The 26,391-nt window shown below is 63.6% G+C and carries 22 protein-coding genes, 1 tRNA gene and 1 other RNA gene; 12 read left to right on the top strand and 12 right to left on the bottom strand.

Annotation, left to right across the window (positions count from 1 at the left end; all coding sequences use genetic code 11):
• Positions 1-96: 96 nt before the first annotated feature.
• The 3 genes from ARUE_RS03270 to ARUE_RS03260 form a co-directional block, all read right to left on the bottom strand.
• Positions 97-744 carry a LytR C-terminal domain-containing protein gene (locus tag ARUE_RS03270; RefSeq protein ID WP_011773433.1) on the bottom strand — a complete coding sequence of 216 codons (648 nt, stop codon included), beginning with the start codon at positions 742-744 and terminating at the stop codon, positions 97-99.
• 22 nt (positions 745-766) lie between these two features.
• A complete protein-coding gene (locus ARUE_RS03265) occupies positions 767-1,066 on the bottom strand; it encodes a type II toxin-antitoxin system VapB family antitoxin (RefSeq protein WP_011773432.1) in 300 nt (99 codons plus the stop codon).
• Between the two features lie 160 nt (positions 1,067-1,226).
• Entirely contained in the window at positions 1,227-1,901 is a 675-nt protein-coding gene (locus ARUE_RS03260) for a hypothetical protein (protein WP_286140249.1), read from the bottom strand.
• 265 nt (positions 1,902-2,166) lie between these two features.
• Between ARUE_RS03260 and ARUE_RS03255 the strand changes: the two genes are divergently transcribed.
• Positions 2,167-3,087, top strand: coding sequence for a Cof-type HAD-IIB family hydrolase (locus ARUE_RS03255; protein WP_014920711.1), 921 nt, complete (start codon positions 2,167-2,169; stop codon positions 3,085-3,087).
• A gap of 67 nt (positions 3,088-3,154) precedes the next feature.
• Positions 3,155-4,744: a stealth family protein gene (locus ARUE_RS03245; RefSeq protein ID WP_374100565.1), complete on the top strand. Its 1,590-nt coding sequence runs from the start codon at positions 3,155-3,157 to the stop codon at positions 4,742-4,744.
• On the opposite strand, the gene ARUE_RS03240 is transcribed toward ARUE_RS03245, so the two are convergent.
• From ARUE_RS03240 to ARUE_RS03225, 4 genes are all read right to left on the bottom strand, one after another.
• Entirely contained in the window at positions 4,722-5,705 is a 984-nt protein-coding gene (locus ARUE_RS03240; protein ID WP_011773428.1) for a phosphodiesterase, read from the bottom strand. The genes ARUE_RS03245 and ARUE_RS03240 overlap by 23 nt on opposite strands.
• A 142-nt stretch (positions 5,706-5,847) precedes the next feature.
• Positions 5,848-6,330: a glutathione peroxidase gene (locus tag ARUE_RS03235; RefSeq protein WP_011773427.1), complete on the bottom strand. Its 483-nt coding sequence runs from the start codon at positions 6,328-6,330 to the stop codon at positions 5,848-5,850.
• Between the two features lie 77 nt (positions 6,331-6,407).
• The gene (locus ARUE_RS03230; protein WP_014920710.1) at positions 6,408-8,060 is read right to left on the bottom strand and encodes a M23 family metallopeptidase; all 1,653 of its coding nucleotides are present in this window, start codon (positions 8,058-8,060) and stop codon (positions 6,408-6,410) included.
• Positions 8,061-8,215: 155 nt separating this feature from the next.
• Positions 8,216-8,611: a MarR family winged helix-turn-helix transcriptional regulator gene (locus tag ARUE_RS03225; protein ID WP_011773425.1), complete on the bottom strand. Its 396-nt coding sequence runs from the start codon at positions 8,609-8,611 to the stop codon at positions 8,216-8,218.
• 97 nt (positions 8,612-8,708) lie between these two features.
• Between ARUE_RS03225 and ARUE_RS03220 the strand changes: the two genes are divergently transcribed.
• Both ARUE_RS03220 and ARUE_RS03215 read left to right on the top strand, forming a co-directional pair.
• The gene (locus ARUE_RS03220) at positions 8,709-10,151 is read left to right on the top strand and encodes an MFS transporter (RefSeq protein ID WP_014920709.1); all 1,443 of its coding nucleotides are present in this window, start codon (positions 8,709-8,711) and stop codon (positions 10,149-10,151) included.
• A 45-nt stretch (positions 10,152-10,196) separates the two neighbouring features.
• On the top strand, positions 10,197-11,117 hold the full coding sequence (locus ARUE_RS03215) for an oxygenase MpaB family protein (RefSeq protein ID WP_014920708.1): 921 nt from the start codon (positions 10,197-10,199) through the stop codon (positions 11,115-11,117).
• A gap of 166 nt (positions 11,118-11,283) precedes the next feature.
• Here the strand turns inward: ARUE_RS03215 and ARUE_RS03210 are convergent, their stop codons facing one another.
• Positions 11,284-14,757 carry a bifunctional proline dehydrogenase/L-glutamate gamma-semialdehyde dehydrogenase gene (locus tag ARUE_RS03210; RefSeq protein WP_014920707.1) on the bottom strand — a complete coding sequence of 1,158 codons (3,474 nt, stop codon included), beginning with the start codon at positions 14,755-14,757 and terminating at the stop codon, positions 11,284-11,286.
• A gap of 123 nt (positions 14,758-14,880) precedes the next feature.
• Here ARUE_RS03210 and ARUE_RS03205 point away from each other — a divergent pair, with 123 nt between their 5' ends.
• Positions 14,881-15,807, top strand: coding sequence for a LysR family transcriptional regulator (locus ARUE_RS03205; protein WP_014920706.1), 927 nt, complete (start codon positions 14,881-14,883; stop codon positions 15,805-15,807).
• Here the strand turns inward: ARUE_RS03205 and ARUE_RS03200 are convergent.
• Positions 15,804-16,847 carry an acyltransferase family protein gene (locus ARUE_RS03200; RefSeq protein ID WP_286140247.1) on the bottom strand — a complete coding sequence of 348 codons (1,044 nt, stop codon included), beginning with the start codon at positions 16,845-16,847 and terminating at the stop codon, positions 15,804-15,806. The genes ARUE_RS03205 and ARUE_RS03200 overlap by 4 nt on opposite strands.
• A 190-nt stretch (positions 16,848-17,037) precedes the next feature.
• Positions 17,038-17,122: transfer RNA gene (locus ARUE_RS03195), tRNA-Ser, on the bottom strand.
• Between the two features lie 305 nt (positions 17,123-17,427).
• Between ARUE_RS03195 and ARUE_RS03190 the strand changes: the two genes are divergently transcribed.
• The 5 genes from ARUE_RS03190 to ARUE_RS03170 all read left to right on the top strand — a co-directional run bounded on the left by ARUE_RS03190 (position 17,428) and on the right by ARUE_RS03170 (position 22,378).
• Positions 17,428-17,751 (top strand): YqfO family protein, encoded by a 324-nt coding sequence (locus ARUE_RS03190; RefSeq protein ID WP_014920704.1) that lies wholly within the window; start codon positions 17,428-17,430, stop codon positions 17,749-17,751.
• 206 nt (positions 17,752-17,957) lie between these two features.
• Positions 17,958-18,054, top strand: an RNA gene (gene ffs, locus ARUE_RS23555) — signal recognition particle sRNA small type.
• Positions 18,055-18,087: 33 nt separating this feature from the next.
• The gene (locus tag ARUE_RS03180) at positions 18,088-21,276 is read left to right on the top strand and encodes a DNA polymerase III subunit gamma and tau (RefSeq protein ID WP_081589109.1); all 3,189 of its coding nucleotides are present in this window, start codon (positions 18,088-18,090) and stop codon (positions 21,274-21,276) included.
• Positions 21,277-21,309: 33 nt separating this feature from the next.
• Positions 21,310-21,909: a recombination mediator RecR gene (gene recR / locus ARUE_RS03175; protein WP_011773417.1), complete on the top strand. Its 600-nt coding sequence runs from the start codon at positions 21,310-21,312 to the stop codon at positions 21,907-21,909.
• A gap of 40 nt (positions 21,910-21,949) precedes the next feature.
• Positions 21,950-22,378, top strand: a complete 429-nt coding sequence (locus tag ARUE_RS03170) for a dihydrofolate reductase family protein (protein ID WP_014920702.1) — start codon at positions 21,950-21,952, stop codon at positions 22,376-22,378.
• Here the strand turns inward: ARUE_RS03170 and ARUE_RS03165 are convergent.
• On the bottom strand, positions 22,359-23,450 hold the full coding sequence (locus tag ARUE_RS03165) for a DUF4349 domain-containing protein (protein WP_286140245.1): 1,092 nt from the start codon (positions 23,448-23,450) through the stop codon (positions 22,359-22,361). The genes ARUE_RS03170 and ARUE_RS03165 overlap by 20 nt on opposite strands.
• A gap of 124 nt (positions 23,451-23,574) precedes the next feature.
• On the opposite strand from ARUE_RS03165, the gene ARUE_RS03160 reads away from it, so the two are divergent.
• Positions 23,575-24,102, top strand: a complete 528-nt coding sequence (locus ARUE_RS03160; protein WP_238324493.1) for a DUF427 domain-containing protein — start codon at positions 23,575-23,577, stop codon at positions 24,100-24,102.
• Between the two features lie 160 nt (positions 24,103-24,262).
• Positions 24,263-25,609, top strand: a complete 1,347-nt coding sequence (locus ARUE_RS03155) for an aspartate kinase (RefSeq protein ID WP_011773413.1) — start codon at positions 24,263-24,265, stop codon at positions 25,607-25,609.
• Positions 25,610-25,739: 130 nt separating this feature from the next.
• Here ARUE_RS03155 and ARUE_RS03150 read toward each other — a convergent pair whose 3' ends face one another.
• Entirely contained in the window at positions 25,740-26,342 is a 603-nt protein-coding gene (locus ARUE_RS03150; RefSeq protein ID WP_143711600.1) for a TetR/AcrR family transcriptional regulator, read from the bottom strand.
• Positions 26,343-26,391: the final 49 nt, after the last annotated feature.

Below are 26,391 nucleotides of genomic sequence, written 5' to 3'. Positions count from 1 at the left end.
CGTGGGCTAACTGCACACGATGCCGTTCGCACGGCACGAGGCGCAGCTACCCATCGAAACGGGCAAGCTCATCAAGCACTCATCAAGCCCGGCTAGCTACTGTGCGGCTGGAAGCGTGGGGATAATGGGCCACTTGGAGTTGTCCGCGATCCGCAGGTCCTCACGCGGGCACTGCAGTGTGCCCGGGGTCTGGTCCACCAGCTGGGCTTCCACCAATCCCTCGAAGCCAGGCGTGAGAATGACGTCCACCGACTCGTCCTCGCGGTTGTCCTCGAAGTAATCCGTACCGGCAAGGTTCCGCTGGACGTTGAACGCCGCCGCCTGGCCCTTGACTCCGGAGACCACCACGCCGATGCCCGAGTACGCGGTATCGCTGTTGTCCACCGACGCCACCTTGTAGCCACGGGCCGTGAACTGGTCTGCCACCGTGCCGGCCAGTCCTCCGCGTGACGTGGCGTTGAAGACATTGAGTGTCACGGTCTCGTTCGGGACGTAGTCGAACTGGGTGGTGGGACAGAGACTGGTGGGCGCTTTGCTGGCGATGGAGCTTGGAACCTTGACCACCCCGTTCATGATCGCCCACGCACCCACGGCACCGGCCGCTATGACGCCAACCAGGAGGACCAGGACGATCCCATGGAACAGTCGCCGCCCGAAGCGGCCCTTGTGCGCCTGGGCGTCCTCGGCAAAGGTTGCCCGAAGCTCCGGGCCTGTCACCACGCGGTGACCGTGGAGCTGCGTCACATCCTTGGGACGCCTGCGCTTACTAGCCATCGATCACCAATACACGTGCGTGAATGGCCGTCCTCTGGTGGAGAGCCGTGCGAACCGCCCTGTGAAGCCCGTCTTCGAGATACATGACGCCTTGATACTGGACGACGTGCGGGAACAAATCACCAAAGAAGGTTGAGTCCTCAGCCAACAGTGCCTCCAAATCCAGGGTCCGTTTGGTGGTAACCAGTTCATCCAGGCGGATAGGGCGCGGGGGAAGGGCAGCCCAGTCCCGCGGCGCAGAGTATCCATGGTCAGGGTACGGGCGTCCCTCGCCCACAGCTTTGAAGATCACTCTGCAAGCCTATGGAAGAAGCCGCCCGAACGGAACTTGTGACCGGCAGCACAGGCACGTTGTAGCCAAAAGGTGACTATCAGCTTCTGCTCCAACCATGGGCTCACTCTACTGACGCGGTTCCCATCGTCCCGCGCGAGGACCTACCCCCAGCGCTTGCTCAAAGAGCTGCGCACGCCGCCTTGGTGACGGTGAATTCCACACTCTTGGCGCTTCCCTCGAATGTGTACACGTACTTCATCTTGATACCGGCATCAAGAATTTCTTTCGTCGATGTGGCTGCACATACGGTCGGAAGGACCATGCCGCGTACGGACTCTGCGCTGAGTGTGGACGGGTCGACGCTGGACGAGAGGACGAGGTCGTAACGGATCGCATCGCCTTCGGCCTCGATTCCAGTCAAGGAGGTGACGGAGTCCACTTGCATCGGGAGCTCTCCCTGAAGATTGCGCGCTTTCTCGACAACGGACTTAACTGTGCTCTCGACCGATGGGGATGAACCGTTGAAGGCTCCGGACAGGGCGAGAACGGCTCCGAGCATGAGCAGGCAAATGTTCAGGCCGTTCAGAATAAGGACAATCCAGCCACAGATTCTCCCGAATGGAGCCCGCACCCCCAGGGCCTCGGCCTTGGCAGCATTCCTGATCGCCAGGGGACCAAAGATGACGCCGAAGAAGAAAATCCCGATGACGGCAAAGGTTGTGGCTTTGGACCTGAACGCGGCGCCCTCTAGGTCGGGGAAGAAAAACGGCCCCTCTTCCTGTCCGTCGTCAGCCTCGCGCTTGGGATAGTTGGGTGGTGTCGCGTGGGGCTGCTGGGCGAATTCGTGGGCCATAGTCCGGTCTCTCTCGTACATCATCGTTGGAAGGTCTCTCCAGAGACTACGGGCCGGATACGACAGCCCTTTGTCACACGCCCGCTGACCAGAGGGCCGTATCTCTGGCAAGGCGATGAAAAGGTTGGCGCGCTGTAAGGGCTTGAATCTTGGCTTCGACTGAACGTGCCACACCGTAAGCATGCCGTCACCGAAGAATCTCCTCCACAGGCGTCACAGACGTCACAGCTGTGAAGCGAACCTCCGGGACTGACAGAATGGGGTCATGACTCAACCGCTGCAAGGTACTGACCGGACCGCTGCCCGCGCCACGCCAGCTTTGGCGTTGCTGCTGGATGTCGATGGCCCTATCGCCAGCCCTGTGACGCGCGACGTCAAGCCGGACATCATCGCGGACATGGTGGCCCTTGCCTCGGCCGGCATCCCCGTCATTTTCAACACTGGCCGCTCGGATGCCTTCATAAGCGAACAGGTCATGGGGCCGATGATCGAGGCCGGAATGCCGGCTGATACCGTCATCCACGCCATCTGCGAAAAGGGCGCCGTCTGGTTCAGCTACACCGCTGCCGGCCCTGGCCCCATCCACGTGGACCACGAACTCGCCGTGCCCAAGGCATACGGGGATGACATCCGCAGGCTTGTTGCCGAAGACTACTCCGCGCATATGTTCTTCGATGAGACCAAGCGCGCCATGGTCTCCGTGGAGCAGCACGTTGAGGTGGCCAGCGAAGATTACCTGGCCGAACAGAAACTCTTCGACGCCGATGCCTTGGACATCATGGGACGCCATGGCCTCAACGCCGCCATCCTGGACCACCACGCACCTGGGTCCGATGACACCGCGGATTACCGCCTGGACCCCACCATCATCTCCACGGACATCGAATCCGTCCGCCTGGGCAAGGACCTCGGAGCCAGCCGCGCCGTTGAACTCCTGGCAGCGCAGGGCATCACCCCGCTCTCCTGGAGGACAGTGGGTGATTCCCGTACGGACTACGCCATGGCAGACTGGCTTCACCACAACGATCACGATGTGAAGCACGTGGACGTCCGGCCCGCAGATGGCGTACCGGTGAAGCCTTACACCGTCCTGACGGCCGCTGACCTGGAGTTGACGGACGACGTTATCCACGACGACGCCGGCGGCGCTTTCCTCCGCAGCTGGCGCGAGGCACTTTCCATCTAAGTTCCAGCGCAACATAGTTTTAGAGTTTCAGAGCAACCCGCACCGCAACGATCCCGGAGATACAGCCATCACACAAGCACAGGTCGATCCGATTTACCACGGCAGCCCGTCCATCGAAGAGGACACGATTGCCGAGGCAATCTCGCCTGCCGTCGTCGCGCATCTTAAGCACAGGTCCGACGTCGTCCGTCACCGCGGGCGGTACGCCCTGGTCAACGGCGACCTGACCCCGCAACAGGCCATGGTGTCCGATCTTCTGGCTGTCCGGGCCGCTTTGGACGCCGCTGGTGTGGACTTCATCCTGGTGCGTGGCAATGATGAGCGGCCTGTTATTGCGGTTGACTGGGAGTCGCGGAAGGACGTCCGTGAGGCACTGGTCACGGCGTTCCGGAATGAGCCCTTCTATTCCATGACCGTGGACGCCAAGAAGAAGACCTCCATGTTGGTGGCCGACGGCGATCTCACGGCTAACCGGAAGGCCCGCATCTTCCGCCTCTACCGGCCGCGCGTCGAGATCGGTGGCGGCCTCTGGTACGGCCCGGCCTTGGGCGTGCAGCTGGAGCTGTGGCGGTTCGAAGGCGATCACTTGGAACTGCCCGTAGAGAACTCCCTGACCCGCCGCACCATGCTGCGCCAGGACGCGGTGCGCGGCACAGTTCAGCGGCACGGACTGACCTGGCCCACCATCGAGAACATGTTCGCTGATCACGCCAGCGACATCGACTTTGACATCGACATCGTCTTCTCGTGGGTGGACGGCAGCGACCCCGAGTACATCGCCAGGAGGCGCGCGCAGCAGGCCGAGGCTGTCCTCGGCGAGGGCGACGATCATGAGGCACGCTTCCGGCAGATCAACGAGCTGAAATATGCGTTGCGTTCGGTGCACATGTTCGCGCCGTGGATCCGGAGGATCTTCATCGCCACGGACTCCCCTGCACCGGAATGGCTGGCCGACCACCCGTCGGTGACCATTGTGCGCAGCGAGGAATTCTTCGCCGACCCCTCCGTGCTGCCCACCCATAATTCGCAGGCCGTGGAATGCCAGCTGCACCACATCAAGGGCCTCTCAGAGCACTTCCTGTACTCCAATGACGACATGTTCTTCGGCCGTCCCGTGGGCCCGGACATGTTCTTCACGCCCGGCGGCATCACCAAGTTCATCGAAGCGGACACCCGCATTGGGCTGGGCGAGAATGACGCCGAACGCAGCGGCTTTGAGAACGCCGCCCGTGTGAACCGCAGGCTCCTATGGGAGCGCTTCGGCAGGATCACCACCAGGCACCTTGAGCACACCGCGGCGCCGCTGCGCCGCAGCGTCGTGGCCCGCATGGAGAAGGAATTCCCGGCCGAGTTCGCGAAGACCGCCGGCAGTCGCTTCCGGGCCGCGGACAACATCTCGGTGACCAACTCGTTCTACCACTATTACGCCTTGCTCACCGGCCGTGCCGTCACCCAGACCAGCGCCAAAGTCAGATACGTGGACTCCACCATGTGGGCCGGGCTCCACTACCTGCCCAAGCTTCTGGCAAAGCGCCACATGGATTTCTTCTGCCTGAATGACGGCAGTTTCCCGGAGGTTGAAGCCAACGAGCGCGCCGACCTGGTGACCGACTTCCTGGAGAAGTACTTCCCCGTCAAGGCGCCTTGGGAGAAGTAAAAGCTCCGGGCGAAACAAGCGGGAGCGACGAGGTGTGCGTGCCCGGTGAGGTGTGGGCCCCCACCCTGGACTCGTGCGGAATGCGGATGCCGGCCTCGGCCAGTCGCCGCTGAACCTCTGCTGCGTCCACCGGCTCACCCACGGTCACACCACCGGACATCGGCACTATCGAATGCACAATCGTGTGTTCGTAAACGTGGATCATGTTGTAGGACTGCGCTCCGTCGCGCCCTCGCTGTCCACCTGCGCGCACCGCCAGGTCCTGGGTGTAACACGTGGCGGAGGCAACCGAAACCGGGATGCCGGCGAAGCTCGCCGTCGTCGAGTAATGCAGGTGGCCACCCAGGATAGTGCGGACGTCCGTATTACGCACGACGGCGGCCAGTGCGGCTTGGCCGCGCAACTCCACCAACACGGCGAGGTCCTGCACGCACGGGACAGGCGGGTGGTGCAGTGCCAGGATGGTGCCGTCCGGGGCCGGTGTGGCTAATTCGGAGGCCAGCCAGTCCAGCTGGGATTCCGACAACTCACCGTGGTGATGCCCCGGAACCGTGGTGTCCAAGGTGATGATGCGGAGTCCGTTGACAAAGTAGCTGCGGTCTACCGGGTCCTGCGGCTTGCTGGCCTCGGAGGCGTCAGCGAACGCGGACCGGAAATTTGCGCGGTTGTCGTGGTTGCCCATGGCCCAGATGGCCTTGGCACCCAGTGAGTCGCAGAGAGGTTCGATCATCTCGCGGAGACTCTCGTAGGCTTCAAGCTCGCCCTTGTCCGCGAGGTCTCCGGTGAAGATGATGGCTGCGGGCCTGATCCTGGAGGCCACGATCTGCTCGCAGATCTCCTGAAGCCTGGCTGCGCTGTCCACCGAACCGTGGAGCGTGCCCGGACCACCTACCAGGTGAAGATCGCTCAGGTGCAAAAGCACATGACCTGGTTTGGGGTATTCGGCCTCGATGAGCTCCATAGCTTCGCCTTAGCGTTTGGTGGGAGACGGCGCCTCCCGTATCAATCCAGTAGTCCCAATCCAACCAGACAACAAGCCAACAACCGGCTAACTTCCGGCGGAATGTTGGAAAATTACTTTTCCTCCTTTCGGAATCGGCGGCTTACAACAGCGCCTTTTCCACTGCTTCCATAAGGTCTTCGGAGTCAGGCTCCACTGCGGATGGGAACCTTGCCACGAGTTCACCCCCGCGATTTATGACGAACTTTTCGAAGTTCCACTTCACCTTGGCCGACTGCCCGTCCTCGTCCCGGGTCAGCTCCGCGAACAGGGGATGCTGCTGCTTGCCAAGGACGTTGGCTTTGCTGGTGAGCGGGAAGGTCACACCAAAATTGCGTTCACAGAACTCGGCGATCACGTCATCAGCGCCGGGCTCCTGCCCGCCGAACTGGTTGCAGGGCACGCCGAGGATTTCCAAACCCTGCGCCCGATACTTTCCATACAGCTCTTCCAGGCCCGCGTACTGGCGCGTATAGCCACATTCGGAAGCGACGTTCACCACCAGCACCGCTTTGCCCTCGAACCGGCCGAAGTCCGCTTCGGTGCCATCGTTGAAGGTGAGGGGAATGCTGTACAGGCTGGTCATGGGATTCGCTTCCTGACGACGTCGTCTGGCGGGATTGCCGCCATCGAGCTTACGGGAGCTGACTCAGGTAGAGAAACCTAGGGCGTCGGAATGATGAGCGAGGACAACGGCACGATCACGCCGTCCGGCCGCTGGACCAGGTCTGGTGCGATCAGGATGTATCCGGGCGGAAGGACCACTGCCGGCAGCGACGTCGGGAGGACAGCAACCGGTGCGGGCGCCGGAGCGACCGGAGGGGCAGGAGCTGCCGGAACCACGGTCTGGGTCACTACCGGAGCCTGCTCCACGATGACCGGTGCCGGGGCAACCACAACCGGGGCCGGCTCCACAAGGGCCGGAGCAACGGGGGCTGGGGCAACCACAACCGGGGCCGGCTCCACAACGGCAGGCGCAACGGGTGCAGGAGCCACCACAACCGGGGCAGGCTCAACAAGGGCCGGAGCAACGGGTGCCGGGGCCGGCTCCACAACTGCCGGAGCAACCGGTGCCGGTTCAACAACTGCCGGCGGGACGGTACTGGTTTCCGGGGCGGTGGTCGTCGACGGCGGTGGAGTCGTGCTGTCCGTCGGGGTTGGCGTCACAGTGGTCGTCGGTGTTGGCGTCACAGTGGTCGTCGGGGTTGGCGTCACAGTGGTCGGCAGCGGAGCCGTGACCGTCGGCGTCGGCGTTGCCGTCACGGAAGGTGAGGGCGTCGGCGTCGTGGTTTGAACCGGCGTCGTAGTTGCTGGCGGAGTGGTCTGGGTGCCGCCAGGGCTGCTCGGGGGGTTAGCTGCCGGCGGAGTGGTGCCGGACGGTGCCGCGGGTGGAACAGGAAGCGGTTCGTCGTGTTCGTGCTCTCCACCGATGACGGCCCGGGTGGTGCCATCCGATACGGGAACGGCCCACTGCGGTGTGGCCGAGGTGCCGGTGCCAACGCCGGGCTGGTAGTTCACCATGGCGATGGTTTGCAGCGCATCAACCTGCCGGATGGGCAACAACGACCAGTTGGCGGGGTCAGTGTGCAAACCGTTCACGATCGTCTCAAAGTGCAGGTGGCAGCCAGTGGACCAGCCCGTGGTGCCAACCTCTGCGATGACCTCGCCCACCCGCACCGACTGGCCTTGCGTGACTCCTATTGCCTGGAGGTGGTTGTACGTGGTGACCAGGCCGTTGCCATGCTCGATTTCAACACGGTTGCCACCGCCCCATACATGCCACCCGACGGCCCGCACTACACCGGCGTCGGCTGCGTAGACGCGGGTGCCGCAGCCTGCTGCGTAGTCCTGGCCCCAGTGGAATTCTCCGGCAAGGCCCGTCAAGGGGCTGTAGCGGTAGCCGTAGGAGGAGCTCTTGTTGAGGACCTCAAGCGGTGAGTACAGGCTGCCTGCGGGTGGTCGCGACAGGCCTGCGGAGGCGACGGTAAGGCCCGTGGAGCCGTCCTTGCTGACGGTACGGACCAAGGCGCGGTCGAAGTAGACCATGGGCGTGCCGGGGACTTGTTCCGGGGGTTCGGGCATGGTGTCGATCACCAGCGTTTCGGCCTCCGGCGGCACCAAGGTGCCTAGGGCCGTTGGTTCAACCACCCCCTGCGCCAGTGCTCCACCAACGGAGCTGCTGGAGACGGAACTTAGAGGTTGGAACCCAAACGCAAAGAAAGCCAGGACGGCCAGGCTTCCCGCGATCAGAACGCGATGGAAGCCTACGGTGCGGATCAGGTCTACTGCCCGGTCTGATTCATGATGCTTGCCCACAAAACACTCCCCAAAGCCAGCGGCACCAAACCCCAGCCTGGCGTGCAAGCACCATTGTTGCGGGAATGGAAGCGAAAATAAAGGCTTACCGGGTGCCATCCAACGAAAGGTTGGCTCAGTTTTGGCTCAAGAATCTTGAGCTTTGCGTCCGCAGGTTAAGATCCGAGGTTTTCCTTCAGCAGGGCACGGTGTTCGACGGCGGCATTGGCGTGAAGTGCGCGGCCCGCCTCAGTCAATTCCAGGAAGAGGGAACGGCGATCGTCGGCGCAGGTTTCGCGTGACACCAGCCCTGCTTTTTCCAGCCGATCCACCACCTTTGACACGGCACTCTGGGTCATGGGGGTGCGCTCCCCCAAGGCCTTCATGCGGCACGCGGACTCTTCGCTCTCGGCCACGAGGTCCAGGATTTCGAACTCGTTGAGGCCAATGTCGAACTTGGCTTCGAGGGCGCGGTCGATCGCTCCTGCGGTGCGGAAGTAGGAGTTCTGGATGCTGCGCCACTGTTCCACCAATTGGCGGTCATGCAGTTGACGGTCACGCGTCGTTGCCATGGTCCGATTCTAGTTCATCACGGCGTTAGAATCCACGTCATAAGATGACACATCATATTCCTTGTCATTGAATGACGCGTCATGTACATTCGAATCCATGACATCACCCACCACCCTCAAAACCTCAACTGAGCCGCCTTTGGTTTCAGCCGTTCACTGGACACGGGCCCAGTGGCTGCTGCTCATGGTTGTGTGCACCGTCCTGGCTTTGGACGGGCTGGACGTCTCCATGGTCGGCGTTGCCTTGCCGTCCATCGGACAGGAGCTCAACCTCGGAACGGATTCCCTGCAGTGGATCGTTTCCGCATACGTTCTGGGCTACGGGAGCCTCCTGCTCCTTGGTGGCCGTCTCGCCGATCTGTTGGGCCGGCGTCGAATCTTCCTCATTGCGTTGTCCGTCTTCGCCGCGGCCTCGCTGCTAGGCGGGCTGGTGGATGACCCCGCCATCCTGATCGCCACACGGTTCATCAAGGGACTGGCTGCCGCGTTCACCGCACCCACTGGCTTCTCCATCATCACCACCAACTTCGCGGAAGGCCGCGAGCGCAACAAAGCTCTGTCCATCTTCACCACGTTCGGCGCCAGCGGTTTCTCGCTGGGCCTGGTGGTGGGCGGCCTGATGACCAGCCTGAGCTGGCGTTGGACGTTCCTGGTTTCGGTGCCCATCGCCGTCGTCGTTGTCTTCCTGGGCATGAAGTTCATTCCCAAGGACAAGCCGTCAGCGGAGAACAGCGGGCACGATATCTGGGGCGCCGTGACCCTCGCACTGGGCATGCTCGGCCTGGTATATACCCTGGTTTCAGCACCGGAGCAGGGCTGGGGATCTGTGGCAACAATCGCCGGATTCGCAGTTTCCATCGCCGTGCTGGCAGCCTTCGCGGTAATTGAGAACAAGGTCAAGCATCCGCTGATCCGCTTCAGCATCCTCAAAGAAGGCTGGGTCGCACGGGCCAATCTCAGCGCGGTGGGGCTCTTCGGCTCCTATCTCAGCTTCCAGTTCATCGTCACCATGTACCTGCAGTCCGTGCTGGGTTGGACGCCGCTGGGAATGGCCCTGGCCCTGCTGCCGGCAGGTCTGTTGGTGGCCACAAGCGCGCCGTTCGCGGACCGGCTCATTGAAAAGTTCGGCGCCACGCAGCTGATTCTGACAGGGCTCACGGCCCTTGGTCTCGGCTATGTCCTGTTCCTCCGCGTGGGCACCACACCCAATTACGTGCTGGACATCCTGCCGTCGGTGGTCCTGCTGGGCATCGGATTCGCTCTGGCTTTCCCGTCCATCAACGTTCAGGCGACGGCCGGGATCAAGGATTCGGAGCAGGGGCTGGCTGCCGGGTTGATCCAGACCAGCACACAGGTAGGAGCCGCCTTGGTTTTGGCGGTCACTACGGCGCTGGTGAGCGGTCACGGTCAGGCAGCCGGAACCGTCAGCGCCCAAGCCATGCTGGAACAGTACCGTCCGGGCCTCATCCTGAGTGCCGCCGTCGCCATCGCCGCCCTGCTGGTGGCCGCAGCACCATCCCGGCGACGAGTCCGCACCTGACCCCGCACGTTTTTCCCCTGTACACCGGCGCAATTGCGAGGTCTCATGGGATTTATGAGGAATTACCTCACGGAGTACAGGCACGAACTGCAGCGCACCTTCACAGGAACGTCGGGCACGCCTCCGGAGTGGGTGCCGCGCCTCGCAGAGGGGAACGACGCCGGCTATCACCTTCCGGGGTCGGCCGTCTGGGCGGTTCACGGCCACGTGGCCACCATCGTGGCGGGGATCAGGGTCCTGTTGATGCAGGCCCTGCACCCCGGCGCGCTGGCGGGGGTCTACGAGCACTCCGGTTTCCAGAAAGACCCGCTCGGCCGCCTGGCGAACACGGTCCGATGGATTTTTACGGTGACGTACGGTTCCACGGAGGCAGCCGAAGCAGCCACCGCCCGTGTGCGGAAGATCCACGAGCGCGTGCGGGGGACGTACGTGGACGGCAACGGTGTAACGCGCGAGTACGCCGCCAATGATCCGGAACTCCTGCGCTGGGTTCACGTCACCTACGCCGACTCCTTCATTACCGCCAACCGTATTTGGGGCCGGCCCATCCCCGGCGGGCCCGATGCCTACGTTCGCGAGTGGGCAGCAGCAGGGCGGCTGATGGGAGTTGAGAACCCGCCCCTCACCGAGGCCCAGGTCCACCAAGAACTTGAGCAGTGGTACGCCTCCGGGATACTTCGGGCTGATGAGCGACTTGCCGAGACGGTGTCCTTTATCCGCTATCCACCTCTCAGCCCGCTGCTTAAGCCGGGTTACAGCATCCTGTTCGCGGCCGCCGTCGCAAGCCTCGAACCCAGGTATCGCGAGATGCTGGGTATTCGCCGCGCCGGCTTGGGTCCTCTTCCTTTGCCCGTGATCACAGCCGCCCGGGCCGTCCTGGGCATGGTCCGGTTTGCCCTGGGCTCCCACGGGCCCAGCGAGCAGGCTGCCCGGCGGAGGTTGCAGAGGCTCGGGTACGCGGCCTGAGCGTGGCCTTCGCCGAGGGGTGAGCTCTCACCCCTTTCGCGGGGTAATAACTCCGAAAGCTAACCCCTCGACGCAAGCCCACCTTGTGGGGGCCTTCGCCGAGGGGTTAGCTTTCAACCTTTTCACGTGTGCTTACAGCCGAGAGCTCACCCCTCGGCGAACGGTCCTAGATCAGGTGATCCGACAGGTGGTTCGGGGTGCCGAAGCGGTGGGCAGTGATGGACACGGCCTGCTCGCGGAGGAACGGCAGCATCTCGATCCGGCCGGCCTGGGTCACAGCACCGTGGTAAACCGCGACATCCGGACGACCACCCATGGCTGCGCTCAGCGCGGCGAAGTCGCCACCGATCAGGCGGATCCGTCCGGCGTCGAACTTGGCTGCACGGGCCAGCCACGCGGCGTCGTCCTCGATACGGACGCTGACGCCCAGGTTCGCGAACACGGTAACCACAGCGTCAGGAAGTACGACGGCGGAGCTCACCTTGAGCGCCGAACCTGCCACTGCGCCGGCTGCTACAACGCGCAGCAGCTCAGCGAGCCGCTCGCCTTCGGAGAGGCGGACCGTGACGGGGAGGGAACGGTAACGGAAGACGTTGCGCTCTGCGGAAAGGGCGGAGACGTCCTTGCGGGTGCCGAACTCGGATTCCCACGCTGCGGCATCGCTGAAGAGCGACTGCTGGAGGGTCTGGAGTTCCTCGGCGGTCACGTCCGCAGACTTGGCGGCGGTGAGGATTTGTGCGGCAGCGCCCTGAAGTACGGTGCCGCGCTTGGCCTTGGCCTCGGCGGGAAGCCAGCTGCCCAGGCCGATCAGGTAGTTCGGTCCACCGGCCTTGGTTCCGGCGCCCACGGCCGACTTCTTCCATCCACCGAACGGCTGGCGCTGGACGATCGCACCGGTGATGCCGCGGTTGACGTACAGGTTTCCGGCCTGGATAGTGTCCAACCAGACGCCCATTTCAGCGGAGTCCAGTGAGTGGAGGCCGGCGGTGAGGCCGTACTCGATCTCGTTCTGGATGGCGATGGCTTCCTCGAGGGTCTCCGCGGTCATAACACCCAGGACCGGACCGAAGAACTCGGTCAGGTGGAAGTAGGAGCCACGCTTGACGCCGGAACGGATGCCCGGGGACCACAAACGGCCGGTTTCGTCGAGGCGCTCGGGCTTGATGGCCCACGTTTCGCCGTCGCCCAGGGTGGTGAGGGCGTTGAGGAGCTTGCCGTTGGCCGGCTCGATGATCGGCCCCATCTGCGTGGTGGCGTTCTCCGGGTAGCCCACGGTCAGTGAGCGTGCGGCGTCGATCAGCTGGTTGTGGAAGCGTGCGCTCTTGGCCACCGAGCCCACCAGGATCACCAGCGAGGCAGCCGAGCACTTCTGGCCTGCGTGGCCGAATGCCGAATACACCACGTCCTTCGCGGCGAGGTCCAGGTCGGCACTCGGGGTGACGATGATGGCGTTCTTACCGGAGGTCTCCGCGAGCAGCGGCAGGTCCTGGCGGAAGGAACGGAACAGCTCAGCGGTTTCGTAACCACCGGTAAGGATCACGCGGTCAACGCTGGGGTGCGAAACCAGCTGGGTGCCGAGCTCACGCTCTTCAAGCTGCACCAGTGCCAGCACTTCGCGCGGCACACCGGCTTCCCACAGGGCATCCACCATGACCGAACCGGAGCGGCGGGCCTGCTTTGCAGGCTTGATCACGACGGCGGAACCTGAGGCGAGCGCTGCGAGCGTTGAGCCTGCGGGAATCGCCACCGGGAAGTTCCACGGCGGGGTCACCACGGTGAGGTTGGCTGGGACGAACGTGGCGCCGTCGACCGTTTCCAGGTCCTTGGCACGCTCGGCGTAGTAATGCGCGAAGTCGATCGCTTCGCTGACTTCGGGGTCGCCTTGGTCGATGGTCTTACCGGTCTCGGAAGCCATGACCTCCAGGAGTTCCGCGCGGCGGGCTTCGAGGACCTCGCCGGCGCGGTGCAGGATGGCTGCACGCTCGGCGGCGGGGCGGGCGCCCCAGGCCTTGCCGTGGTCTACGGCGGTGGCGATGATGCGATCCAGCTGGGCAGCGTCGGAAACCTTGGTGGACTCCACGATCTTGTTGCCGGCGGTGGAACCGGGGATGCGCTTGAGGATGTCACGGCCCCAGGCTCGGTTTGCCGGGAGGGCCGGGTCGGTGTCCGGGGTGTTGGCGAAGCCTTCAAGCGGGGCAGGCTCGGCGGGGAGGCGGCGGTCCTGCTGGCGGTTGGGGCCGGGAACCGTGTCCGTCATGCCTGCCAGGGAGTCCAGGAAGCGCTGCTGCTCGCGCTTGAACAGGGCTTCGTTTTCGCTCAGCTCAAACACTGCGGACATGAAGTTTTCCTGGCTGGCGCCTTCTTCGAGGCGGCGGATCAGGTAGGCGATGGCGACGTCGAACTCGCCCGGGTGGACCACCGGTGTGTACAGGAGGAGGCTGCCCACGTCCTTGCGGACTGCGGTGGCCTGACCGGTTGCCATGCCCAGGAGCATCTCGAATTCAATCGCTCCCTGTCCCTGCTGGGCAATGCCCCGCTGCTTCGCCAGCAGCCAGGCGAAAGCGACATCGAACAGGTTGTGGCCTGCCACGCCGATGCGGACTGCGTCAATGCGCTCCGGGGTGAGGGCGTAGTTGATGACGTTCTTGTAGCTGGTGTCCGAGTCCTGCTTGGTGCCCCACGTAGCCAGCGGCCAGTCATGCAGCGAGGCTTCAACCTGTTCCATAGGAAGGTTGGCGCCCTTGACCACGCGGACCTTGATGGGTGCGCCACCCTGGGCGCGGCGTGCCGAGGCCCACTCCTGCAGTTCCTGCATGGCGCCGAGGGCGTCCGGGAGGTAGGCCTGGAGGACGATGCCGGCCTCAAGGTTCTTGAATTCGGGCATGTCAAGGATGCGCTTGAACACCGCAATGGTCATGCTGAGGTCCTTGTATTCCTCCATGTCCAGGTTGATGAACTTGGGCTTGGGGAAGGACGCGGCAAGGCGGTAGAGCGGGGTGAGCTTCTCCACCACGTGGTCGACGGCTTCGTCGAAGGCCCACGGGGAGTGAGGTGCCACGGTGGAGGATTCCTTGATGGACACGTAGTCCACGTCATCGCGGGCAAGGAGCTTCAACGTGCCTTCCAGGCGGCGCTGGGCTTCGTGCTCGCCCAGGACTGCTTCGCCGAGGAGGTTGACGTTCAGGTGCACACCGTCCTGGCGGATCTTGGCGATGGCCGGGCCGAGCTTGGCGTCGGTGGCGTCCACAATCAGGTGGCCCACCATTTCGCGGAGCACGCGGCGGGCGATCGGGATGACAACCTGCGGGACAATCGGAGCCATGACGCCACCCACGCGCACAGCGCTGCGCATGTACCACGGGAGGAACTTGGGCACCTTGGGAGCGAGCTCTGCGAGCTTGCGGCCGGCGACCGACAGGTCCTCGGGGCGGATGACGCCGTCGACGAATCCGACAGTGAAGTCAAGGCCGTTCGGGTCCTTCAGGACACCGGCGAGACGCTGCGCGGACACATCCACGGGGATCTTGCTGGCTTCGGTAAGCCAGTGGCGGACCAAGGCGATGGCTTCCTGAGCCAAAGCATCGAACTGCCCGGAATCCTGGGTGCGCGGGGCGGTGGCATCCGGGAGGGTGCTGGTCATGGGGGCTCCTTCTGAGACGGAGAAGTTTGTTTGTTTCCATCAGTATGGATCTACAATCACGTTAGGAAAAGCGATCTTTTCTGACGAATATTGATTACCCATCCCGAACCTTTGGAGGTCGTCTTGCTGGACGTCCGCAGGCTGCGTTTGCTGCACGAGTTAAAGATCCGCGGAACCCTCGCCGAGGTGGCCGATGCGATGCAATACAGCCCCTCATCAGTTTCACAGCAGCTCACGTTGCTGGAGAAGGAAGCCGGGGTGGAGCTGCTGCGAAAAGCGGGGCGTCGGGTGCAACTGACTCCGCAAGCGGAGATCCTCGTGGCCCACACCGCGGCGCTGCTGGAGACCTTGGAGCGCGCGGAAACCGAGCTCGCGGCGTCGCTCTCCATGGTGACCGGAACCGTGCGCTTGGCCGTGTTCCAATCCGCGGCACTGGCTTTGCTGCCCGATTTCCTCAGCATCATGCGCCAGGAGTATCCAGAGGTCCGCGTGGAGATGACGCAGCGCGAGCCCGAGACTGCACTCTACGAAACGTGGGCGCGGGACTTCGACCTTGTGGTGGCCGAGCAATACCCAGGCCACGCGGCCCCGCACCACAGCGGGCTGGACCGGGTAACCCTCACCAGCGACGCCATCCGGCTGGCCACTCCCCCCGTAGGACTTGGCGGCGAAACCGTAGCCACCCTCGCGGACACCGCCTCAATGCCGTGGGTCATGGAACCCCGCGGCGCAGCATCCCGGCACTGGGCGGAGCAGGCCTGCCGGTCCGCGGGCTTCGAACCGGACGTGCGCTACGAAACAGCCGACCTCCAAGCCCAGATCCGGCTCATTGAATCCGGGAACGCCGTGGCACTCATGCCGGACCTCGTATGGACCGGGCGCACCCGCACGGTCCAACTCCTGGACCTTCCCGGTCTCCCGGAGCGAACCGTGTTCACATCCACCAGAACGGCCGGCCGGATCCACCCGGCAATTCTGGCCTGCCGGGAAGTGCTGGAACGCGTGGCTGCCCCTCAGCAGAAAGATACCGAGCAGCGGGCTGACGGCTAACCCACCAGCCAGCGCCGGAGCGGCGACCGGAGCACCAGCAATGCGAGAGCAAAGGGCACCGCCAAAGCTACAACGGCGTCAAAGATCGATCCCGACGCAGGCGTGTTGAGCAGGTAGAGGAAGAACGCGTGGGTGAGAACCACCACCAGCCCGGCGGAGGCCAGCTGGATCGTCAGGCGATTCACCGCCGGGCTGACCATGCGGTACAGCGCTGCGAAGACGAGGATCAGTCCCAGGCTAATTGCAGAGGCGTTGACCACGCTCAGCGCGACTGTGCCGAAGTCGCCGTCCTTCATGTTCAGCGGCTGAACCACACCGCCGACCGTCAGGGCAACGCCAGCAAGTACCAGACCCACGCCCACGGCCGTCTTGTACCGGACGCGATGGACCATGGCAGGCAAAGCGCGTCCGACGAGAACGAACACCAGGCACGGCACCGCCAAGGCTATTCCTAAGGGCGTCTTTGCCATCACCTCCCCGGCAAAAACGCTTGCTGCCAGCCCAAGTCCAGCGATGATCCACGCCATCCAGGGCGGAAATCGCTCCAGCCAGCGGAACAGCACGGCCGTGAAAAAGAGGACCGGCACAAACCAGAACGCCGAATACGGGCGCACCGCGAACGCTCCGCCATAGACCGCATTTCGGAGTGCTTCGACGGGCAGGGATCCGCCACGCAGATACTCCACGGAAGCGAACGCGACACTGAGGACGGCCAGCCACGCAACGTACGGGACCAGGAGCGTCTTGGAGCGGCGGGTGATCTCATCCCGCACCGTCCGGCCCGACTTCCACAGATAGCCCGTCAGGATGAAAAATACGGGGACATGCCACGCAAACAGGGCATCGGTGAACGGCCCGGATGTCCAGACATGACCAACCACTACGGCTGCGATACCGGTAAGCCTGATGGCGTCCAGATCCGCCGCCCGAGCCCGGTTCGACGGGGCCGCACTGTGCCGGTTCGACGGGGCCGCGCTGTGCCGGTTCGGCGGGACTGCAAGGTGCCTGCCCCGGACTCTTCCTACACTGAAGTCCGACACCGGATCCCCTCTGGTTGCGAGCAAGTCCAAGCAATCCTAGGAGGGCATAAAGGTCCGGCCAAGCACGTCATAGGACAAATGGTGCGCTGGGAATGAGCGGGACGTGATGCGGGAAACCGTCATGGCCGGACTCGGGTTTCGGGCAAAGAGAAAGGCTCCGGGATCAGCTGGATCCCGGAGCCTTTTTCGGCGGAGAATGGGGGATTTGAACCCCCGAGGGCGTTAACCCAACACGCGTTCCAGGCGTGCGCCATAGGCCGCTAGGCGAATTCTCCTTGCTTCCGATTCGAAAGCAGATACTACTGTACCTGAGAATTTCGGCATCGTGTAATCGGGCTGATTTGCCACGCCGAAGCACCCTCGGAGAAGCGGTCGTTAACGGAAAAATGGACGCCCCCAACGCGCCCATTCTTGCGGTATCACCGTTGAGCTGCCGGGTCCGGCCCCTCGCTCCCAGGCCCCGCAGCTCACAACCTTGAGATTGCCCCAATCGGTGTACATACCCATGGTCCGCTGCAGTCCCTCGTTTTGCAATGGTTGAGACCTGTTTGTAGCCGAAGTTTATTGACAGGATGTCCTTATGGCTCAGCTGCATGCCCTGGTTGTCTACGTTCCTGAGACGCATATCGAGGAAGTCCTCCTGGCCATTGGCGACGCAGGCGCCGGGAGAATCGGCGACTACTCCCACTGCGCCTTTACTTCACCAGGCACCGGCCGCTTCACGCCTCTACCGGGAGCACGGCCAGCCATCGGTGAGGTGGGGATCGAGGAGCAGGTGCCCGAAACCCGGGTTGAGTGCGTTGTTCAGGAGGACATGCTCGACGGCGTTGTGCTGGCTCTGCGGGCCGCGCACCCATACGAGGAGCCGGCTTTCATGACATGGCCGGTGAATGGCTGGCGGTGACGGGGAGACCGCCAGGACACGAACCCCACCCACTCCCCACTACCCATCCCGCACCATAGCCACACCCGTTCCGACGAACCTCTCCTGCAGTACGACGATTACCAGCCAGCCCCGACAAAATGAGAAGGCCAGCCGAACGCCGTCGAGCCTTATCCACAGCCCTTCGAGCCGATTCGAACCCCAACCCAAGTTCGGGTAAGCTTGTCGACGGCCCCTCATGTGGCGTCATCCTGTTGAACTCCCCCAGGACCGGAAGGTAGCAAGGGTAGATGGGCTCTGGCGGGTGCATGAGGGGTCACTTATTTAAATGTCAGTCTCTATAGGTAGGTTTCACTTGTGACTGTTACAACTGCCCTGTATCGAAGGTATCGCCCGGACTCTTTCGCGGACGTTATCGGGCAGGAACACGTCACGGAGCCGCTGATGACGGCGCTCCGCAAGAACCGTGTGAACCACGCCTACCTCTTCTCCGGCCCCCGCGGTTGCGGCAAAACCACCTCTGCGCGCATTCTGGCCCGCTGCCTTAACTGCGCCGAGGGCCCCACTGACACCCCCTGCGGAAAATGCCCCAGTTGCATCGAACTTGCACGCGGCGGCTCCGGCTCGCTTGATGTCATAGAGATCGACGCCGCCAGCCACGGTGGCGTGGACGACGCCCGCGATCTCCGCGAGCGCGCAACGTTCGCCCCGGTGCGTGACCGCTACAAGATCTTCATCATTGACGAGGCCCACATGGTCACGTCTGCCGGCTTCAACGCGCTGCTCAAGATTGTTGAAGAGCCGCCGGAACACATCAAGTTCATCTTTGCCACAACCGAGCCGGACAAGGTCATCGGGACCATCCGCTCGCGGACGCACCACTATCCCTTCCGGTTGGTGCCGCCCGAGCCGCTGATGCAATACCTTGAGCTGCTCTGCCAGCAGGAGAATGTTCCTGTCGCTCCCGGCGTACTTTCGTTGGTCATCCGCGCGGGTGGCGGTTCTGTTCGTGACACCCTGTCCGTCCTGGACCAGCTCATGGCTGGCGCGGGACCCAACGGCTTGGACTACGAGCTCGCTGTTGCGCTGCTCGGTTACACGCACGCTTCCTTGCTGGACGACATCGTGGATGCCGTGGCTGCCGCGGATGCTGCCACCGTATTCCGCGCGGTGGACCGAGTCATCCAGACCGGTCACGACCCCCGGCGCTTCGTCGAAGACCTGTTGGAACGCTTCCGCGACCTCATCATCGTCCAGGCCATGCCCGAGAGCGCGCAGGCCATCCTTCGCGGCATGCCGGCCGATCAGATCGCTCGGATGCGCAACCAGGCAACCAACTTGGGCGCAGCCGAGCTGTCCCGGGCAGCGGACGTCACAAATACCGCGCTCACCGAGATGACCGGGGCCACGTCCCCGCGTCTCCACCTTGAGCTGTTGTGTGCCCGCATCCTCCTGCCCAGCGCCGAACAGACGGAGCGTGGCATCGCTGCCCGCATCGACCGCGTGGAACGTCGCCTGAATTACACGGGCGACGGCGGTGCTCCGGCTGTTGCTGCCGCCCCACCGGCGGCTGCAGCTACTACGCCAACGGCTTCGCCGGTAGCCCCGACGACGCCCGCTGCCGCCCCTGCGGCCGCTGTTGTTGCGTCGGCCGATGCCCAGCCAACGCCCGCTTCGGCTCCGGCGGTTTCCGAGCCGTCCGCTGAAGCAGGATCACGCGACGCCATCACGGCACCGCGAGTCTCCACCAACGATTGGCCCGTCGAGGACCGTCCGGCTGCCGGCCGCTCCCCCCAGGCTGCCGCATCCCCGGCCGCTCCAGGCCAGCCGCAGCCGCAGCCGGGGTCGGCATCACCACAGCAAACCCAGCCTGTTCAAGCTCCTACGCCTCCTCCCTCGCAGGAGGCTGCCCCGCAGGTTCAGCCGACAGCCCCGGCGCAGGCAGCCCAACAGCCACCCGCCGCAGCCCAGCAGCCACCTGCCCCCACTCCGCAGCCTGCTGCTGCAGCTTCGGTTTCCGGTGGCAGCGGCGACGTAGAGGCCCTGCGTCGCGCATGGCCTGACGTCCTGCAGACCTTGACCAAGATCAAGCGCAGCACCTGGGCACTGGTGGAACCGAATGCCCAAGTTGCCCAGTTCGATGGCCAAGTGCTGACTTTGGCTTTCACAACAGGCGGCCTTGCAGGGGCGTTTGGACGCGCGGATCATTCCGAGAACCTTCGCCAGGCGATCCACAAGACCATCGGCATCGACTGCCAGATCGTCGCCGTGGCTGGCGGCAACAGCTCAGCGAGCTCTGAGCCAAACCCAAAAGCACCTACTAGCCGGGAAACTCCGGCTGCTGCATCGTCAGCAGGCACCCCCGCGAACCCCACTTCGCCGCCTGTTGAATCAGCTCCTGCACCAGCCCCGGTATCAGCGGTCGACTCTGCGTGGGGGCTGGCACCAGCGGCAGCAGCATCGCCAGCTCCAGCAGCAGTACCCGCGCCAGAAGTCCCGGCTGCCCCGACGCCGGCCGCGCCAGCACCCGCCCCGGCGGCAGCATCGCCGGCAGCACCCGCACCCGCCGCCCCCGCGCCAGCCACTTCGGCACCCGCCGAGCCATCCACGGATTACTCGTACCCTGACGACGATTGGGGTCCGCCGCTCGACGAGGATGCCCCGCCTTTGGATGAAGAGCCTCCGGCGGATTGGGAACCCCCGTCGGGATACGGCCGCACGGGCTCACAGCCGGCTACGCCGGCCCCCGCCCAGTCCCCGGCAAGCGGATCACCTTCCTCGAGCCCGTCACCGACGGCGCCGCGAGCATCAGCAGCGCCGGCCCAGGCCGTCCCTTCTGCCACCGCTTCCACAGCGGCAAACCCTGCGGGCATCAACGGGTCCGACGATCCATGGTCCCGCGCGGTGGAGCAGGCTCCTGGGACGTGGGTTGTGGGCACGGAGTCCAACGTGGGCAAGCGACCCCTCGACTCTCCTGAAGAAAGCGCACCCGCAACGGACGCCCCGGACTATGAACCGGCGGCGGCGCAGGTCCCGGAAACACCCTCCGGAACTTACGGCCACCCAACCAATGCCGAACAGAACCCAAGCTCCAGCTGGGACGTCGCACCGGCGTCGAGCTGGCCGGGAACGCAATCCATGCCCGACCCTGCCGGCAGCAGCGACACGGCCGGCAGCGTCCCGGTAACCAGCGGCGCCCCGGCTGCCAGCAACGCACCGGCAACCTGGCCATCCTTGGCTACGCAACCCGAGGAGTCGCATGGTTCGGTTGCGACGCTTGAGGAGGGTGCGCCGTCGAGCAGTCCAAATGGCCGGCAGAGCTTGTACCAGCGGTTGACGAACAGCCCCGAAGCCCAGGCCGGCCGTGTGCAGGCCCCGGTGCGGACTCAGGCGAAGCCGGAGTCAGTCCCGGAGGACATTCCCAGTCCGGAAGATGAAACCATCGAGGAATCCCGGGTCTTTGGGCGGGCTGCGGTGGAGCGTATTCTGGGCGGAAAGCTGATTGAAGAGCGCGCCTTGGACGGTTCTCCCCTACAACCCCGCTGACTCCAGCACTGATTTCAAACTAATGAGGACATTGTGTACGAAGGTGCAGTTCAAGAGCTGATTGATGAGCTCGGCCGGCTTCCCGGTGTGGGCCCTAAATCGGCGCAGCGCCTGGCGTTCCATATCCTTGAGGCAGATCCCGAGGACATGAAGCGTCTTGTCACGGCTATCACCACGGTCAAGGAACGCGTGAAGTTCTGCACTGTCTGTTTCAACGTGACCGAGCAGGAAACGTGCAATATCTGCCGGGATCAGCGTCGTGATCCGTCGGTCATTTGCGTCGTTGAGGAGTCCAAGGACGTCTTGGCCGTCGAGCGCACACGGTCCTTCCGCGGGCGCTATCACGTGCTGGGCGGGGCCATTAATCCCATCGCCGGCATCGGGCCGGAACAGTTGCGCATCCGTGAACTCCTCACGCGCCTCAACGACGGCGCCATCCAGGAAATCATCATCGCCACTGACCCGAACCTTGAGGGCGAAGCTACGGCAACGTACCTTGCCCGCATGCTCAAGTCGATCGGGATCACGGTGACACGGCTGGCGTCGGGCCTCCCCGTGGGTGGAGACCTTGAGTACGCGGACGAGGTCACCTTGGGCCGCGCGTTCGAGGGCAGGCGCAACGCGCTGTTGTAGTCTCGCAATCACAACATCAACCGTCAAACGCACGGGGACCATGTTCGACACCGTCGTGATGGGCTGGAACACCTACGCTGTTGGACTGCCGGTGGGCATCACAAGCCCGTATCAGCACCTCAAACAAGTGGTGTTTTCCCGGACACGGACCGAGTCGGACATACCCGGAGAGCACCCGAACCTGAAAGTCACGGATCAAGATCCGGTAGACGTTGTTCGCCGGTTGAAGTCCGAGCCCGGCCAGTCGATTTGGCTTTGTGGCGGCGGGCAACTGGCAACGCAGCTCGCGGGTGAAATCGACCGGCTTGTGCTCAAACGCAGTCCGGTGCTCTTTGGCGACGGCATCCCGCTGTTTGCGCCCGGCACCTACCAGCCCAGCGCCTTCAATGAGGTTTCGACGACGGCGTTCGGCTCGGGAGTCGTCATTTCTGAGTACGCTCGGAGGCAGCTCAGCCAGGACCCGAACTAGCCGCCGCCCGGCGGTCAGCCAGCCAGCGTCCCGACATAATCGCCAGCGCGGCGAGTGCTGCCTGCAGTACCAAGCCCGTCAGCGCCACAGGCATGGATGGAGCAAGGCCGTCGCTTGATTCCCCGCCAAGGCACGGGACTTCGCGTGACGGACCGTCGGCGGCCCATTGCAGTCCGGACAACATCCATCCAATCGGATTGTCCGTGGGCGCCAGTTCCCCGCCCACGCTGCCCAGGAGCAGGGCAGGGTTGGTGGTGGCCAGCCAGGCAACCCGATCCGTGTGCGCCACCTCAACCGGACGAAGATTGCCAACGCATTCATAGGCAGTGATCCTTCCGGAGTCGTCCCGCTCCACGTTCACCGGCACGGATGCCTGACCCGTACCTGTGGTCGCGGGCAGCAACAGGACCGTGACCGCCACATTTCCTATGCAAAGGAAAGCCATCAGCACCACAGCCAAAACCCCTGCCGGCATGACCTTGGCGAAGCATCTCCGTGAACCAGCACCGATCAGCCCGAAAAGGGCTACTTCAACGACAATGACGACGACGGCGGCACCGGCCAGCGCGATCGGCCCGCCGACGTTGAAGCCCACCACCATCAGAACAGCGCAAGCCGGCACGGCCAAGGCCACCCCGCGCATGGCTCCTGCAAGCAGCAGTGAAGGGACGCTTCCGTTGGGATGCCGGAAGCCCCACACGGCGCCCAGCACGGCCGCTGAGAGTGCCAGAAATGCCGCCATCAATAAATGGACAGCATTGGCGACCCCGGCCTCAAACCCCCCGCTGGATTCTGCCCAGGCCACCAAGGCGGCGGCTATCCCCCAGGCGAGAGCAATCCCAAGTGCGCAGGCCAGCCAGAACCACCATGACGTGAAGGACTCCCGGGTGTTCCGCCACGCCTCGCCGGCAGTCACTGAGAAATTTCCAGAGGCGAGCGGCGGCCCCGTGCCTGGTTTCCGGTCGGTCACCTTGGACGGCTGATCATCGATCATCCCGCCGCCGATGACTTCATATTCGGGCTCGTTCCATCCCGGACCCGAACCGCCCGTATGGTCAGGCAAACCGGCCATCGCCGCTCACAAACCTCATGAGTTGGATGGTACGCCGGGCACGCCCCAACCGATACGCCGGGGTCCAGGCTTCGATGCACCGGCTTTCACGGGGAGATCCCAGCCAAGCGTGCCACCATGGGACATGGTCTCCAGTCGCAGTGTTTCTGGCGTCTTTCGGCGCCCCCGGCCCATCAAACCCAAGAAGGGACAGGAGTCGGTGTGGGACTATCCACGTCCGCCGAGGATCGAACCACGCTCGGAAAGGGTGGTTGTCCGGCTTGGGGGTCAGGTGATCGTGGACACCACTGACGCTGTGCGGGTTCTGGAGACAAGCCACCCGCCCGTCTACTACCTACCCTTTGATGCCTTCCCTTCCGGCGTGCTGGTTCCTCACGCCGGCACGAGTTTTTGCGAGTTCAAGGGAGAGGCAAGCTATTTCGACGTCGTTGCCGGCGGTGTTGTCGTATCCCGCGGCGGGTGGACTTACGCGAACCCGGCCAGGGGTTTCGAGCCCCTCAGCAGCCGGGTGGCCCTCTACCCGCAACATATGGATTCCTGCGAGATCAACGGCGAGCAGGTGACATTCCAGCAAGGCGGCTTCTACGGCGGGTGGATCACTCAGCAGATAGTAGGCCCGTTCAAAGGCGGTCCGGCCACGTCAGGTTGGTGAGACGACTCACCATATGTATGGTGCGTGGCCGCTATGTGGTCACAATTCCTACCAGCCCTGCGCGCGGCGATAAACTGGGCAAATAAGCTACGCTGGCGTGCTCAAATTTGGAATTTGGCATGCCGCGTTCGAACCCTATTGATGCAGTGAGGGTGCGCGCATGACTATGCCCACTACCGAAGTGAAGATCGAAGAGCTCTCCAACGAGGCTGCGATTACCAAGCAGCTGATCGTTCAGAAGTTCGGCGGTTCCTCGGTTGCAGATGCTGACGGCATCAAACGGGTCGCTCAGCGCGTCGTGGATGCGCAGAAGGCCGGCAACGAGGTTGTGGTTGTTGTCTCCGCGATGGGCGACACCACCGATGAACTCCTGGACCTTGCGGGTCAGGTCACGGACTCCGCTCCCGCCCGTGAGATGGACATGCTGTTGTCCGCCGGCGAGCGAATTTCCATGGCTTTGCTCGCCATGGCCATCAACAAGTTCGGCGCTTCCGCGCAGTCCTTCACCGGCTCCCAGGCCGGCATGATCACCGACGGCATCCACGGCAAGGCCCGGATTATCGACGTCGACCCCCACCGCATCCGCACAGCCCTGGACAAGGGACACATTGCGATCGTGGCAGGTTTCCAGGGCATGAGCCGCAGCACCAACGAGATCACCACCTTGGGTCGCGGCGGATCGGACACCACCGCTGTTGCGTTGGCCGCCGCACTTGAGGCTGATGTCTGCGAAATCTACACGGACGTGGACGGCATCTACACCGCCGACCCCCGCGTTGTGACCTCCGCCCAGAAGATCGACCGTATCTCCAGCGAGGAAATGTTGGAGTTGGCCGCTTCCGGTGCCAAGATCCTGCACCTGCGGTGTGTGGAGTACGCCCGCCGCTTCGGCGTGCCGCTGCACGTCCGCTCGTCATTTAGCCAGCACGAAGGCACTTGGGTCATCCCCGGCGCCGATGAAAAGTTCAACATTCAAGAGGGAGTTGCCTTGGAGCAGCCAATCATCTCCGGCGTTGCACACGACCGGTCCGAAGCCAAGGTCACCGTTGTGGGCGTTCCGGACATCCCCGGCAAGGCTGCCGCGATCTTCCAGGTGATCGCAGACGCGCACTCGAACATCGACATGATCGTCCAGAACGTGTCCACCCACGGCACCGGCCGCACGGACATTTCGTTCACCCTTCCCATCGTGGAAGGCGCCGACGCCCTTGCCGCCCTGCGTGCTGCCGAAGGCCAGATCGGCTTCGAGAGCATCGAATACAACGAGCATGTTGGCAAGCTCTCCCTCATCGGCGCGGGCATGCGTTCGCACCCGGGCGTTTCGGCCACGTTCTTTAAGGCCCTCTCCGACGCCGGCATCAACATCGACATGATCTCCACCTCGGAAATCCGCATCTCCGTGGTCACCAGCGCTGACGCCTTGGATGATGCCGTGCGCGCCATCCACAATGCGTTCGAGCTCGACGGCGACGCTGAGGCCACCGTTTACGGCGGCACTGGCCGCTAGAGCCACCAAGTCTTAACAGCGGAAGGACCGGAGCAAGCGCTCCGGTCCTTCCTGCATTAGTTTGGTGGCACTCGAATTCGTTGAGGACGTGTCGCAAGCCCCTTCGCGCAGCGAGGAGGAGCCCGGGTAGCTATGCCTCCTTGGCTGCCGGCGCCAAAAGCACGTCAATGAGTTGCCGTAGCCCGTCCGCCATGTCCACGGACTTGTCGTAGAGCCACTGGAGTTGCAGGCCGTCGAACGCGGCAATCGTTAGCCGCGCAAGCATCACGGAGTCGACGTCGGTGCGCACCTCCCCTAAGGCCTGGCGCCGTTGGATGTCAGCGGCAATGTCCCGCACCACCGTCTCGTAGCGCTCTTTGAAATAGCTGTGGGAGTTGTGCCCGGGATCGTTGGCCGTGGCCGATGCCACTGCGTAAAGGGTGGTGAGGCCGGGCTCGCGCTCGTTCCGTTCCGCGATAGGCGGCATCAGGTTCAGCCCCACGTCCTCCTGGCCGCTGACTGCAATGGAGCGCCGGTCGCGTTCCGCCAGCACGGCAGTGAGGAGCTCTTGCTTCCCCTTGAAGTAGTGGAAGAGCGTGGCTTCCTTGACTCCCACAAGTTCAGCTACGCGCTTGAGGGCCGTTCCTTCAAAGCCTTCAGTGGCAAAAACATCAGTTGCCGTTTGGATGATCTGTTCACGGCGTTCCGCACCCTTGGCGTACTGGCCCCGGGCCCTCGAACTCGACGTAGACATCCGTTCAGTGTATTTCACCATCCCAAAACCTAGCTTCACTCGACTTTTT

Source organism: Arthrobacter sp. Rue61a, from assembly GCF_000294695.2.
Classification (GTDB): Bacteria; Actinomycetota; Actinomycetes; order Actinomycetales; family Micrococcaceae; genus Arthrobacter; species Arthrobacter aurescens_A.
This window is presented reverse-complemented; position numbering and strand designations above follow the sequence as displayed.

Bases quoted from the DNA above. Each gene is read 5' to 3' on its own strand.
- ARUE_RS03210 (WP_014920707.1), bottom strand. From the start codon at position 14,757: ATGACCAGCACCCTCCCGGATGCCACCGCCCCGCGCACCCAGGATTCC.
- ARUE_RS03170 (WP_014920702.1), top strand. From the start codon at position 21,950: ATGTTCGACACCGTCGTGATGGGCTGGAACACCTACGCTGTTGGACTG.
- ARUE_RS03150 (WP_143711600.1), bottom strand. From the start codon at position 26,342: ATGTCTACGTCGAGTTCGAGGGCCCGGGGCCAGTACGCCAAGGGTGCG.
- ARUE_RS03190 (WP_014920704.1), top strand. From the start codon at position 17,428: ATGGCTCAGCTGCATGCCCTGGTTGTCTACGTTCCTGAGACGCATATC.
- ARUE_RS03155 (WP_011773413.1), top strand. From the start codon at position 24,263: ATGACTATGCCCACTACCGAAGTGAAGATCGAAGAGCTCTCCAACGAG.
- ARUE_RS03225 (WP_011773425.1), bottom strand. From the start codon at position 8,611: ATGGCAACGACGCGTGACCGTCAACTGCATGACCGCCAATTGGTGGAA.
- ARUE_RS03215 (WP_014920708.1), top strand. From the start codon at position 10,197: ATGGGATTTATGAGGAATTACCTCACGGAGTACAGGCACGAACTGCAG.
- ARUE_RS03255 (WP_014920711.1), top strand. From the start codon at position 2,167: ATGACTCAACCGCTGCAAGGTACTGACCGGACCGCTGCCCGCGCCACG.
- ARUE_RS03165 (WP_286140245.1), bottom strand. From the start codon at position 23,450: ATGGCCGGTTTGCCTGACCATACGGGCGGTTCGGGTCCGGGATGGAAC.
- ARUE_RS03220 (WP_014920709.1), top strand. From the start codon at position 8,709: ATGACATCACCCACCACCCTCAAAACCTCAACTGAGCCGCCTTTGGTT.
- ARUE_RS03235 (WP_011773427.1), bottom strand. From the start codon at position 6,330: ATGACCAGCCTGTACAGCATTCCCCTCACCTTCAACGATGGCACCGAA.
- ARUE_RS03260 (WP_286140249.1), bottom strand. From the start codon at position 1,901: ATGGCCCACGAATTCGCCCAGCAGCCCCACGCGACACCACCCAACTAT.
- ARUE_RS03160 (WP_238324493.1), top strand. From the start codon at position 23,575: ATGGTCTCCAGTCGCAGTGTTTCTGGCGTCTTTCGGCGCCCCCGGCCC.
- ARUE_RS03240 (WP_011773428.1), bottom strand. From the start codon at position 5,705: ATGGAGCTCATCGAGGCCGAATACCCCAAACCAGGTCATGTGCTTTTG.